This is a genomic window from Bacillus sp. MHSD_36 (assembly GCF_030757775.1).
In the GTDB taxonomy this organism is placed as follows: Bacteria; Bacillota; Bacilli; order Bacillales; family Bacillaceae_G; genus Bacillus_A.
Map to the genome: position 1 here is coordinate 507672 of NZ_JAVBIS010000001.1, position 12533 is coordinate 520204.

The window sequence follows — 12533 nt, forward strand, 5'->3', positions numbered from 1 at the left end:
TGTATAATTACTTTATTTTGAGAATAACGCTTTAATTTTATTTCGTGTAATTAATAAAACGCCGCCTAAGACAGATAACATACCTAAAGCCATATTGTTTGATTGCTCACTACCAGCGTTAGGAAGTTCTTTAGCGTTATTGTTTGTGTTTGTAGTACCAGTCTTTGTTTCTGGTTGTTTCGATTGAGATACTTCATTAATTTTGTTATCTACATTTTGCTTCGTAGTATGTAACTCAGCTAATTTGTCCTCAATTTTTTTCTCAGTATGTTTAAAGTCGTTGATTTTAATATCTAAGTCTTGTTTTTTCTTTGTTAAATCATCTGAAACAGTTTGTTTCGCTTGTTTAATTTCGTTAATTTTATTTAGTAAATCTTCTCTAGCTTTTTGTAATTCAGCTAGTTTGTTTTTTACATCTTGTTTCGCTAGTTCTAAGTTAGCGGAAAGGCTATCTAAATTGCCTTTAATTTTTTTAAGTTCCTCTAACGTGTTACCAGTATTCGGTTTGTTTTCTTTTAGCTCAGCAAGTTTGTCCTCAGCAGTTTGTTTCGCTTTCTTTAATTCAGCTAACTTTTCATCTACTTGTTTTTTAACTTCTTTAAGTTCATTAACCTTTTGATCAATGTTCTCTTTATGTTGCTTCATTTCACTCACTTTTTCATCGACAGTTTGTTTATGTTCTTTAATCTCATTCACTTTGTTATCGATATTTTGCTGATGTTCTTTCACTTCAGCAACTTTATCTTCTACTTGTTTTTTATGCTCTTTAATTTCAGCGATTTTATCTTCGGCGATTTGCTTGTCTTGCTGAAGTTTTGCATCTAACTCTTCTTTACGTTGTTTAATTTCGTTAATTTTTTCATCAGCAACTTGTTTACGCTCGTGTAGTTCATTCACCTTCGTATCAACATTTTCCTTAACTTTGTTAAGTTCATTTAATGTTTGATCCACGTTTTCTTTGTGTTGCTGCAATTTCGCATCTAACTCTTGTTTATGTTGCTTAATTTCAGCTAATCGATCTCCCGTGCTTTGCTGAGGAGTAGCATCAGTTACGTCTGCATGAGCAGAATTTGCGCCAGCAATCATTGCTAAAGCTAGTGTAGACGCAGCGATTGTTTGTTTTGTTTTCATATTTTTGTACCTCTTTTCTTTCATATGCATGAACTGTTTTGTGTAAAAATGAGCATATAGAAGTAGATTATCTTATCATTATATACCATGTTAAGTGGTTAGAGGAAGGATTTGCATAATAATCTATCATTATGTAAGTATAAAATTCTCTTATTTTGGAGTGGGGGACAAGACTTTAGCTAGATGAACAATTTCTTTTATAGTAGAGTTTACATCCTTACTATTACGAATAACAAACAAATAATCCGCCTCGTTTTCTATCGGATCGACCACATCTTCATGCAGTGATTCAGCCTGTTGTCGATCGAGTACTTCCTTGAAATTAGAATATCCACCTCTAAAAATATTCGTACTTCGCGTGCTTCGAGCTACTCTTTCGTAAAGGACATCATCTGGAATGTCAAAATGAACGAGTATACGTACATATTCCTCTTTCTGAAACAATTCATTTAGCAAATACATCCGGCCGTTTCGGCTTCTATTTGAGTTGCAAATAATAAGATGTAAACTCGTATGTTCTTTTGCATAATCAACAATGAATTTCGAAAGACCGTGCTTAAATGTATTAGCGCCTTCAGCCGGTTGTAACTTTTCATAATGCGTGTTAATAAATTCTGCTTGGTTATCTTGATCCATAACGAAAGAGTGAGGTAACTCTTTTTCTAGTTCTTTAGCAAATGTAGTTTTACCGCTGTGTGTTTTTCCTACTGTAATAATGACGAATCGTTTCATATTGTCCTCCATGTGTATTGTTATAATCTGGGATATTCTGTGTGAATCGACAATTTTCCTGCCAAAGAATATATAAAGCATCGGAGTGAAAGTAGGCTAAAAACTTGACAAAAAAACTTATTTATGCTATAATTTACCAAAATAAAAATAAAGTGTATAATAGGGTTCTCCTGGCCAGGGGAACCCTATTTTTGTTGTGAAAATGAAGGAGAGTGTATGTGCGTGAAACAAGGTGAAGCAAGTGTAACGTCGTTAGTATCAGCTTTCAGCAGGGCATATCATAGTGAATTTGATAGTCCGAAAATCTTTGATGATTACATCGCTAAAGAATTCATATTGCCAAAAGAACGAAGCGATATTGAAACGAATATGGTTCAAGGGATACAGTTTTTCAATACAGACATTGCTGAGCGGTTTCGAGATAATCCGAAAGAAATATTAAATTGGATTACACAAGTTCAATTATCACCAACACCTTTGGCACGCGCAGCATATTGTGAAAGAGTATTACTACATGAGATTACATTAGGTGCAAAACAATACGTCATACTCGGTGCAGGTTTGGACACGTTCGGTTTTAGACATCGAGAATTAGAGAATGAAATAGAAATTTTTGAAGTAGATCATCCTTCTACGCAAGCATTTAAGAAGGAGAGAATAAAAGAAGCAGAACTTGAAATTCCAAACAACCTTCATTTTATTTCGATGGATTTCACGAAAGGATTTTTCAGTGAACAGTTACGGAATGAAGGAGTTGAAAATAAAAAGACTTTCTTTAGCCTATTAGGTGTTACGTACTATTTAACGAAAGAGGAGTTATCTAGTTTAATAGAACGTTTATTTGCGATGGTTCCAGAGGGGAGTTCTATCGTATTCGATTATCCGGATGAAAACTTATTTAAGGAAAAAGGATTCTCCAATCGAGTTGAGAATATGGTGAAAATGGCTGCAGTAGGCGGAGAACCGATGAAATCGTGTTTTTCTTATACCGAAATGGAAGCACTGTTAGAGAAGGCAGGCTTACTCATTTATGAGCACTTAACACCAGAGGATATTCATACATTATATTTTGAAGGACGAAATGATTATTTAAAAGCTTTCGAGACGGTGCATTACGTGCATGCGGTGAAGAAGTAGGAATTAGTAGGCATGGGGAGGAATCTCTGTGTCTTTTTTTTTTGAGAACAAGAGGATAAGATTTATTGAGAAAGATAATGATAGATATATTGCTACATGAGTTACTACATCTAGATGAACATAAGGAAGAATACGGGGGTATTTATCGGAATAAATAGAATGTTCAACCAAAAAAGAGAATTATGTTATATAATAATTTTAATAAACTATATTTTAGAAATTACCCCCTATTGTGTAGAAAGTATATTTTGTTTTGAGAAGCTAAAATGTTTGGCTAAAAGAACTTGTAGTGGGGCTTGCTACAAGTTCTTTTATTTGTAAAATTTTCATTAACTAAAATGTGGAAAAAGGAGGATGTAAGTTTGATAAGAAATTTAAAGAAAGCAGCACTTAATTCGTTAGATGGGAAATGGGGAGTAAGTATAGGGGTATCGGCGTTATACTATTTTGTACCAACTTTAAGCGCATCAGCAATCACTAGTTTTATATATTTAATATTTGTCCTGTTTATTGGGGTAATTGGTTTGGATGTTTTCTTTATTTATTCAATTGGTGGGCAGCCACAAGTAGATCCAACAGCACTAGTTTTACTTATTCTAAGTTATGTTTTTATAGGACTGATTTGTTTCTTAATTTACAGTGTCATACAAGGTATCTTTAATTACGGGTATTCTGTTTTCACCTTACGCTTAGGTAAAAATGAAGATGCTAAGGTGGACGATGTATTTGTGGGGTTTAGGAAGAACAATTTGTTTAAATCAATGAAATTAGGAGTGTTGCAGGCTATTTTTCTCTTTTTATGGAGCCTGTTATTAATTGTTCCAGGTATTATTAAATATTTTTCTTATTCAATGGCATATTATATTTTAATAGAGAATCCAGATTATACAGCAAGTGAAGCACTAAGGGAGAGTAAAAGAATAATGAAAGGGCATAAGTTCAAGTTATTTGTTCTTTGGTTATCTTTTATTGGTTGGTTTTTATTAACGGCATTTATAGGTATGTTTACATTTAATCTGTCATTTATATTCATTTCCCCTTATTACAACACAACTGTCTCGCATTTTTACTTAGACTTAATTAAGAAACAGGATGCTAGAGAAGCGAAGATAAGTATATAAAGAATATAACTAGTAAGAAAATATTTTTAATGTATATTTTCTCGATTGTGGTCATGCAATTATGTATATCCCTTTTTAATGTGGTATTGAAAGAAATAAAGTAGCTGCAATTGGATAAGTTTACTTGTAGCAATTTGGAAAATGATGTTATAACAGTGGAGGGATTTAAAATGGGGAAGAGTGAGATGTTTCAGGATTTTAATTTTAAATTAGTAGTAATTGAAGCTTTATTAGATAAAGAGCCATTATTTTTAAAAGAATTAAAAGACTTAATAGATAAGTATACGAATAATTTTGAATGGTATTCAGGAGCTGGCTCGATTGTTGAAATTAGAGATTTTTTAGAAGGGTTAATTTTGGAAACAAGTGATTTGGAAAAGATTGAATCCCTTTGTTTTGATGGAGGAAATGAAATTTATCATATCTTAAAGCCAGATTGGGATGGTGAAGACAGTTTATTTGATGTAATATCTGTTGAAGGATTTCAAAATTTAAAAAATCTAAAAACAGTGGAATATATTTCAATGTGTTACCCAAAAGTATTAGAACCATTTAAACAAGCTGGAATTGAAATTGAGGATTAATGAGAGACAAGTTATACAATAATGGAAGTGATTCTTATTAAGAAAGAGTTACTTTTTCTTATGCAACGAACAAAGTAGAATGGAGGATACTATGATAATAATCGATAATGATGGTGAAGGCTACTGGAGTAAAACTGTTGATTTGGGCATTTTAGGTAAATTTAATAGTGTTTTTATAGATTTAGATGGATGCGATATAACAGGGGCGACGGACAATATGACTCAAGAAGAAAAGGTAGAAAAAGCTACAAAATATTATGGTAATAGATTCAAAGAGTTAGAAACAAATGTTGAATTTATAAATGAGCAATTTCTAATGTGGGTTATAACGCATTTATGTAATATAGAATATCCATTTTGGGAATTTGGTGATGAAGATGAAAGTAGTGAAGATTATCCAGATTATATAGTAAAAGAAGAAATAAAAAAATTCGAAGATGAAAATGGACAATTGCAACATGATCCGTATAGTCCAAGTCCGATTTATAGAGAAATTCAGAAATATAATGTATATAATAATGAAGATAATTTATTAAGCTATGAAATCATAATGAAATATTTACCGGTTCTTGATTTCAAAAAGCTTGTAAATACAATTAGACCTAATAGTATAGATACATTTGAAGATAACATAAACTTTCAAGTGAGTAGTGAAGTTTGTGGTGGAATGTTACTTTGTGCTACTTACGGAACAATTTATGCTAATAACGAGCTAGAAGTTACGCATAATTGTTAGTACAAAGATTACTGATAGGTATATCGCTACACATCTATTAACTGAAAAATATTAATTGCAATCAAGCATAAAAAACGTGATTCTTAGTAAAAAAATAGTGTTTTTTTACTATTCAAATATGATTACATTTGAATTTACTACCTCAGTTTGATTTATCATATTTCAATCGAAATAGAGAAGTAAATTGGTATAAAAGATATGAGGATATATACTTTAGGTTTTAAATTACAATAACTTTTGGGGAAACAAAAGACAAAATAGAAGATGTTAAAATTACAAGTATGTACGTTCCATATGTGTATATTTGCTGCTCAATAAACGATCCTCTCACGTAAGTTTATACCACATATTCACTTTTATTTACAAAAAATACTATTAATTATTTGCGGATAATTGTTATAATATAATTAAATTGATATAAAAGTTTTTTTCTAAAGTATGTATTTGAAGAATTCTCATGCGAAAAGAGCCAGTTCTCAAGTAGAGAACTGGCTCTTTTTTGAAGAGAAGTAGGATTAGATGTACATAATGGGATAGCAGGATTTCACAAAAAAATCTGTATTTATCCACAACAGTATTTAGATATGACGGAATTTTTAAATTTATAAAAAGATTAAGAGGCGATAGAAAATGAAAAGATATATTAGTATAAAAGGAATTGGTACATATCTTCCGAAAAGAAAGGTAGAATCTTTTGAAATAGATCGTATGCTACAAGTGCCAGAAGGCTGGACATTAAAAAAAGCTGGGGTAAAAACAAGATATTTTGTTGATGGGGAGACGTCTTCTTATATGGGGGCGGAAGCTGCAAAAAAAGCTGTAGAAGATGCGAAGTTAACATGGGATGATATCGATTGTATTATTTGCGGAAGCGGAACGATTCAACAGGCGATTCCTTCTACAGCATCACTTATTCAAGAACAGCTCGGGCTACAACATTCTGGTATTCCATGTTTTGATATTAACTCAACATGTTTGAGTTTCATAACAGCACTTGATACAATTTCGTACGCAATTGAATGCGGGAGATACAAAAATGTTGTTATTATTTCTTCTGAAATTTCTTCTGTTGGATTAAATTGGGGCCAAAATGAAAGCAGCATTTTATTTGGTGACGGTGCGGCAGCTGTTGTTATAACAAAAGGCGATCATACATCTTCTATTATTGCTTCCCATATGGAAACGTATAGCTCTGGTGCGCATTTATCAGAAATTCGTGGAGGTGGAACGATGATTCATCCTCGCGAGTATAGTGAGGAACGAAAAGATGACTTCTTGTTCGATATGAATGGAAGAGCCATTTTTAAACTATCTTCTAAGTATTTGTTGAAGTTTATCGACAAGCTACTTATGGATACTGGTTATTCCCTGGCCGATATTGATTTAATTGTTCCTCACCAAGCGAGTGGGCCAGCTATGAGACTCATTCGTAAAAAACTAGGGGTTGATGAAGAGCGCTTTATGACCATTTTTGAAGACTACGGTAATATGATTTCCGCATCTATTCCAGTCGCTCTTTTCGAAGCGATTAAGCAAAAGAAAGTGCAACGTGGAAATAAAATACTATTACTAGGTACTTCTGCAGGACTTTCTATCGGGGGCATCCTTCTTGAATACTAGGAAAACAGTATTAATTACAGGGGGACGTGCACCAGCAACTTTGCATTTATGCAGACTGTTTCATAACGCCGGACATACCGTTATTATTGCAGATAGTATTCCGTATCCATTAAGTAAAGTTTCAAAGAGTACGGATTATTTTTACGAAATTCCTTCTCCAAAATGGAAAACAAATGAAAGTATCCGTGCGCTACTATCCATTATTCAACGACACAATGTGGATTTGCTTATTCCTACTTGTGAAGAAGTGTTTTACATATCTAAATATAGAGAAGAATTAAGTGCATTTTGCCATGTGGTAGTAGATGATTTTCAAAAACTTTCATTACTGCATAATAAGTGGGAATTTATTCAGTTCGTAGCGAATTTAGGGTGGCAAGTACCTGCAACATATAGAATAAATAATGAAGAAGCGATAAGTTCAATGATGCACAAAACATCAGCTCATACTCTTTTTGTAAGAAAGCCGATTTTCTCCCGTTTTTCTGATAAAGTGGAATTTATTACAAAAGAGGATGCTTTAAAAGAAAGCGTGATAGATAAGTCGAATTATATTATGCAAGAGTTTATACGAGGGACGCAGCATTGTTCTTACAGTATCGCACAATCTGGGGAAGTGTTAGCGCACTCTACGTATAAAACGGAATTTACTGCAGGCTTAGGTGCTACCATTGCGTTTCAGCATATGAATCATCCTAAAATTAATCAGTTTGTGAGACATATTGTAAAAGAGCTAGATTTCTCAGGGCAAATTGCTTTTGATTTTATCGTTACAGAGGATGGAGATGCGATTCCGATTGAGTGTAATCCACGTACTACAAGTGGATTACATTTATTCGATGAGGAAATATTGCCCGCTTTCTTTCATGAAACAGTAAACAATACACTTATTCCAAAAGAAAATTCGGAGTGCGCAATTCGGTTAGCGATGCTTTTATATGGATCTGCTTATTTAAAAAGTAAACCAAAACGTAAGCGATGGTTAAAAGTTCTATGCTCTTATCCAGACATCGTTTATCGTCACAATGATTGGAAACCATTTTTCTATCAGTTTTTTAGCATGTATAAATTATGGCGTGAAAGTTATAAAAATGAACGGACTATTTTAGAGCAAACAACATATGACATATCGTGGGATGGTGAAGATTTATGAAAATGCTAGTAACTGGTGGAACGGGCTTTCTAGGACAAAAACTCGCCTTTCGACTGAAGAATATGGGCTATGAAGTAACCGCAACGGGAAGAAATAAAACAATTGGTAAGGTATTAGAACAAAATGGAATCGAGTTTGTTCATTGTCCTCTTGAAGACAGGGATCGTGTGCTACAAGTTTGTAAAGATAAAGATTATATCTTTCATAGCGGCGCACTTTCTTCACCTTGGGGCAAGTATGAAGATTTTTATAATGCGAATGTGTTAGGAACGAAACATATTATCGAGGGATGTCAAAAGTACAGTATAAAACGCTTGATCCACGTATCAACACCAAGTATTTATTTCTATTATGATGAACGACAAAATGTAGTAGAAAACGCGAAACTTCCTGATACATTTGTAAATCATTATGCAAAAACGAAGCACATGGCTGAACAAGCTATCGATCAAGCTTTCATGCATGGTTTACCAGTTATCACAATACGCCCGCGCGCTTTATTCGGACCAGGAGATAATGCGATTCTTCCGCGTCTTATTAAAGTATGTGAAAAGGGTGCTTTACCGAGAATTGGTACTGAAGATGTTCTTGTAGATATTACGTATGTTGAGAATGTGGTAGATGCTTTACTTCTTTGTATGCATTCCCCAAAACATACATTAGGGCAAAAGTACAATATAACAAATGACGAGCGTGTAAATTTATATGAAGTCATAGAAAATGTAATGAAGCGTCTTGATAAGGAAGTAAAATATAAAAAAATTTCCTACAAAACCGCATTTTCACTAGCTGCTATACTAGAAGGAATCTCAAAAACTATTTTATTCGGAAAAGAACCTATTCTCACAAAATATACCGTTAGTGTCCTTTCAAAAAGCCAGACATTAAATATTGATAAAGCTAAAGAAGAACTAGGATATGCTCCAAAAATCAGTATAGAAGAAGGAATTACAAAATTTGTAGACTGGTGGAAAATACAATGAAAATCAAATCTTTAAAGCTATATGATACAGGATATTGCACACATCCAGAAAAAATTGCATACTCCAAGGGCAGTTGGAAACAAATATGCTTTCCTGCTACAGTAGGGTTACTTGAGCATCCAGAATTAGGATATATTTTATTTGATACTGGGTATGCGGGACATTTTAAAGAGGCGACAAAAAAATTTCCTTACTCTGTATATGCAAAACTTACGCCTGTTCATTTTACGGAAGAGCAATCTATTAAACAGCAACTTCTTCTTGATGGTATTCAGCCAGAAGAAATTAAATATATTATTCTTTCTCATTTTCATGGCGATCATACTGCTGGTTTACCTGACTTTCCAAAAGCGAAAATACTAACCTTCGCAAAAGCTTATGAGGATATTAAAAAGAGAAGTAAATTTGGTGCTCTATTAAAGGGGTGTCTAAAAGATACACTGCCGATGGATTTAGAGAAAAGAATGTCATTCATTGATCAAACTCCATCCCTTAACTTACCTTCTACATATGGAAAGTTTGAGGAGGGGTATGATGTATTTGAGGATGGCTCATTATTTGCCGTTGACTTAACAGGACATGCAACGGGACAATTTGGTCTATTCGTTCATTTACAGAGTAATAAAATTGTCTTTCTTTGTGCAGACGCAGTTTGGCTAAGTAAAACGTATCAAAACCTTGTATTTCCTAGTAAGATTGCCAATCTTTTAACGAGCGATCCAAAATCTTACCGAAAGAATATTGAGAAGTTACACCATTTATCACAAACATCACCTGAGATTGAAATTGTACCAACTCATTGTGAACATACATGGGATAAAATTAAAGCAGGGGTGTACTATGAATAAACTTCGAATTCTCAAGCAATACTTGAAAACAAAATATGGCTCGAGATTTTCAAATCGTGAACAGTTGGAACAGTTTCATAAACGACAAATAGAAAAACAACTTTTGTTCACAATAGAGGCGTCTCCTTTTTATCGCCAGTTATATACGCCGTTTTTACGTGAAATTCAAAAGGGGAATTTGTCTGCACTCCCTATTATTGATAAAGAAGTAATGATGGAACATTTTGATACATTAAATACAGTTCATATTTCAAAGGAAGAAGCGTTTCATGTAGCATTTGAAGCAGAAAAGACCCGGAATTTCTCACCAACCATTCGCAATATAACTGTTGGTTTATCATCAGGAACTAGCGGAAATCGTGGGGTTTTTCTCGTTTCCGAGGAAGAACAAACGTTATGGGCTGGCTCGATTATTGGAAAGGTGCTTCCTTCTAGCATTCTACATAAACACACGATTGCTTTTTTCTTACGTGCAAATAGCAATTTATACGAAGCGACAAAAAATAAGCGAATCTCATTTCATTTTTTTGATTTACTAGATTCGTTTCAACAGCATATCACGCGATTAAATGAAATACAGCCATCTATTTTAATTGCACCTCCGTCTATGTTACGGAAAATCGTTTACTGGCAGCAAGAAGGGCTCATTACGATTTGTCCCCAAAAAATTATCTCTGTAGCAGAAGTGCTTGAAGATATTGATAGAGAGTTTATTTGTGCAACTTTCAAGCAGACAGTACACCAAGTTTACCAATGTACAGAAGGTTTTCTTGCTACCACCTGCAAGGAAGGGACGTTACACATGAATGAAGATCTCGTTCATATTGAAAAAGAATACTTAGATCAAGAGAAGGGGATATTCGTTCCTATTATTACTGATTTCATGAGGAAAACACAGCCGATTATACGCTATCGTCTCAATGACATATTAATTGAGAAAAAAACGCCGTGCAGCTGCGGCTCACCTTTCTTAGCATTAGAACGAATTGACGGTCGATGCGACGATATATTTATTGGAATAAGTGAATTGGATAATAAAGAAATATCTATTTTTCCTGATTTCATTAGAAGAGCAATTTTGTTTGCATCCAGTGACATTCAAGAATTTAAAGTGATACAACATAGCATAGACAAAATTGAAATTAAACTTAAAGCACTACCTGAAAATCTCGAATTATGTCAATCAAAGGTAAGGCAAGAATTGCATACACTGTGGGCTACTAAAAAGTGTGCGATACCACAGTTCTTCTTTTCGCATTACGATATTCAAGTATATGATAAAAAATTAAAAAGAATAGAAAGTCTTGTAAGGCTTGGTGAACATAAATGATTCAGCTACATGATGTTCATTCTTTGCATAGCATTGATTGGGAATCCAAAAAAGATGGAGCATATGTACGGGACAGTTTTCTGCCACTGTTTCAAAAGGGCGTTACAGCATTTATTGAAAATGTTAACACGCAGCTCTTTCTATTAGAAATTGATGATCTCATCTTGCCAGTTACTCTTAATAACGCAGAGTTCGAAAATTCATATGTATGTTCTCCTTATACACATTACGTATCTTATGCGTTAGAAGAGCTATGGGAGTTGAAAAAACCATGGCTAGAGAAGCTATTAACCTATCCAATTCATCTTATGGGAAGTTGGTTACGACGAACGAATTTGAATAGAGTAATTGTTGTAAATAATTGGATGCTTTCAACGAACCTTTATCACTCTATCAACGAGCAACAAATCGAACAAATTACGAATCTACTTGTTGAGAAATTTCCAGAGCATACCATTCTATTTCGCTCTTTAAATAACGAATTATATCCCGTAACGACAGAAGCGCTATCTACAGTAGGTTACAAGAAAATTATGTCTCGTTCTATATACTTATTTGATCCGAAACACTACAAAAAAATGAATCGGAAAAAACGAAAAGACTTATTAAACGATAAAAGTTTATTAGAGAAAAGCAATTATGAAATCATTACAAATGAAGAATTAACAAAGGAGGATATTTTACAAATTTCTGATTTATACAACCAACTATATATCGAAAAATATTCTGCACATAACCCAATGTTTACACCCGCTTATTTATGGAATGCTCTTCAGCATCGTTTATTTGAGATAAAGGCCATAAAAAAAGGGGATACAATTGATGGTGTTATTGCTTATTTTATAAGGGATGGAGTTATGACAACGCCGATTCTTGGCTATAATACAAACTCTGACCAGCAACAAGGTTTATACCGTATACTTTCCCTCCTTATTACAATGGATTCTATCGAAAAGGATTTAATTTGCCATTGTAGTGCTGGGGCTGGAGAGTTCAAACGAAATCGTGGTGCAACACAGCAAATCGAATACAGTTATGTATATAACGATCATCTACCACCTAGCCAACAAAAGGTATGGAAAGTATTAATGTGGATATTAAATACATATATAGAACCGATGGCAAAAAAACATCGCTTTTAAACAAAAAGACTTTTAT

12 protein-coding genes are annotated in these 12533 nt (G+C 33.6%); 10 read left to right on the top strand and 2 right to left on the bottom strand.

Annotated features, from left to right (window positions below; genetic code table 11):
* Positions 1-12 precede the first annotated feature (12 nt).
* Together Q9B79_RS02675 and Q9B79_RS02680 are read right to left on the bottom strand one after the other, a co-directional pair.
* Complete coding sequence (locus Q9B79_RS02675; protein ID WP_306182517.1) at positions 13-1131, bottom strand: LPXTG cell wall anchor domain-containing protein; 1119 nt, start codon at positions 1129-1131, stop codon at positions 13-15.
* 150 nt (positions 1132-1281) lie between these two features.
* Positions 1282-1863 carry an ATP-binding protein gene (locus tag Q9B79_RS02680; protein ID WP_306182518.1) on the bottom strand — a complete coding sequence of 194 codons (582 nt, stop codon included), beginning with the start codon at positions 1861-1863 and terminating at the stop codon, positions 1282-1284.
* 216 nt (positions 1864-2079) lie between these two features.
* Here Q9B79_RS02680 and Q9B79_RS02685 point away from each other — a divergent pair, with 216 nt between their 5' ends.
* From Q9B79_RS02685 to Q9B79_RS02730, 10 genes are all read left to right on the top strand, one after another.
* Positions 2080-3000: a class I SAM-dependent methyltransferase gene (locus Q9B79_RS02685; RefSeq protein ID WP_306182519.1), complete on the top strand. Its 921-nt coding sequence runs from the start codon at positions 2080-2082 to the stop codon at positions 2998-3000.
* Positions 3001-3362: 362 nt separating this feature from the next.
* The gene (locus Q9B79_RS02690) at positions 3363-4121 is read left to right on the top strand and encodes a DUF975 family protein (RefSeq protein ID WP_306182520.1); all 759 of its coding nucleotides are present in this window, start codon (positions 3363-3365) and stop codon (positions 4119-4121) included.
* A 170-nt stretch (positions 4122-4291) separates the two neighbouring features.
* Positions 4292-4705, top strand: a complete 414-nt coding sequence (locus tag Q9B79_RS02695; RefSeq protein WP_306182521.1) for a DUF6892 domain-containing protein — start codon at positions 4292-4294, stop codon at positions 4703-4705.
* A gap of 91 nt (positions 4706-4796) precedes the next feature.
* Positions 4797-5441 (top strand): hypothetical protein, encoded by a 645-nt coding sequence (locus Q9B79_RS02700; protein ID WP_306182522.1) that lies wholly within the window; start codon positions 4797-4799, stop codon positions 5439-5441.
* A gap of 630 nt (positions 5442-6071) precedes the next feature.
* Positions 6072-7061: a beta-ketoacyl-ACP synthase III gene (locus Q9B79_RS02705; protein WP_306182523.1), complete on the top strand. Its 990-nt coding sequence runs from the start codon at positions 6072-6074 to the stop codon at positions 7059-7061.
* Positions 7051-8214 carry an ATP-grasp domain-containing protein gene (locus Q9B79_RS02710; protein ID WP_306182524.1) on the top strand — a complete coding sequence of 388 codons (1164 nt, stop codon included), beginning with the start codon at positions 7051-7053 and terminating at the stop codon, positions 8212-8214. The genes Q9B79_RS02705 and Q9B79_RS02710 overlap by 11 nt, the downstream gene beginning before the upstream one ends.
* Positions 8211-9197: an NAD-dependent epimerase/dehydratase family protein gene (locus Q9B79_RS02715; protein ID WP_306182525.1), complete on the top strand. Its 987-nt coding sequence runs from the start codon at positions 8211-8213 to the stop codon at positions 9195-9197. The genes Q9B79_RS02710 and Q9B79_RS02715 overlap by 4 nt, the downstream gene beginning before the upstream one ends.
* The gene (locus Q9B79_RS02720; RefSeq protein ID WP_060631502.1) at positions 9194-10045 is read left to right on the top strand and encodes an MBL fold metallo-hydrolase; all 852 of its coding nucleotides are present in this window, start codon (positions 9194-9196) and stop codon (positions 10043-10045) included. Before Q9B79_RS02715 ends, Q9B79_RS02720 begins: the two co-directional genes overlap by 4 nt.
* Positions 10038-11375 carry a F390 synthetase-related protein gene (locus Q9B79_RS02725; protein WP_306182526.1) on the top strand — a complete coding sequence of 446 codons (1338 nt, stop codon included), beginning with the start codon at positions 10038-10040 and terminating at the stop codon, positions 11373-11375. The genes Q9B79_RS02720 and Q9B79_RS02725 overlap by 8 nt, the downstream gene beginning before the upstream one ends.
* Entirely contained in the window at positions 11372-12517 is a 1146-nt protein-coding gene (locus Q9B79_RS02730; protein WP_306182527.1) for a hypothetical protein, read from the top strand. The genes Q9B79_RS02725 and Q9B79_RS02730 overlap by 4 nt, the downstream gene beginning before the upstream one ends.
* The last annotated feature ends 16 nt before the right edge of the window (positions 12518-12533 follow it).

Excerpts from the sequence above, each read along its gene's own strand:
- Q9B79_RS02675 (WP_306182517.1), bottom strand. The coding sequence starts at position 1,131 with ATGAAAACAAAACAAACAATCGCTGCGTCTACACTAGCTTTAGCAATG.
- Q9B79_RS02680 (WP_306182518.1), bottom strand. The coding sequence starts at position 1,863 with ATGAAACGATTCGTCATTATTACAGTAGGAAAAACACACAGCGGTAAA.
- Q9B79_RS02685 (WP_306182519.1), top strand. The coding sequence starts at position 2,080 with ATGTGCGTGAAACAAGGTGAAGCAAGTGTAACGTCGTTAGTATCAGCT.
- Q9B79_RS02695 (WP_306182521.1), top strand. The coding sequence starts at position 4,292 with ATGGGGAAGAGTGAGATGTTTCAGGATTTTAATTTTAAATTAGTAGTA.
- Q9B79_RS02700 (WP_306182522.1), top strand. The coding sequence starts at position 4,797 with ATGATAATAATCGATAATGATGGTGAAGGCTACTGGAGTAAAACTGTT.
- Q9B79_RS02705 (WP_306182523.1), top strand. The coding sequence starts at position 6,072 with ATGAAAAGATATATTAGTATAAAAGGAATTGGTACATATCTTCCGAAA.
- Q9B79_RS02715 (WP_306182525.1), top strand. The coding sequence starts at position 8,211 with ATGAAAATGCTAGTAACTGGTGGAACGGGCTTTCTAGGACAAAAACTC.
- Q9B79_RS02720 (WP_060631502.1), top strand. The coding sequence starts at position 9,194 with ATGAAAATCAAATCTTTAAAGCTATATGATACAGGATATTGCACACAT.
- Q9B79_RS02725 (WP_306182526.1), top strand. The coding sequence starts at position 10,038 with ATGAATAAACTTCGAATTCTCAAGCAATACTTGAAAACAAAATATGGC.
- Q9B79_RS02730 (WP_306182527.1), top strand. The coding sequence starts at position 11,372 with ATGATTCAGCTACATGATGTTCATTCTTTGCATAGCATTGATTGGGAA.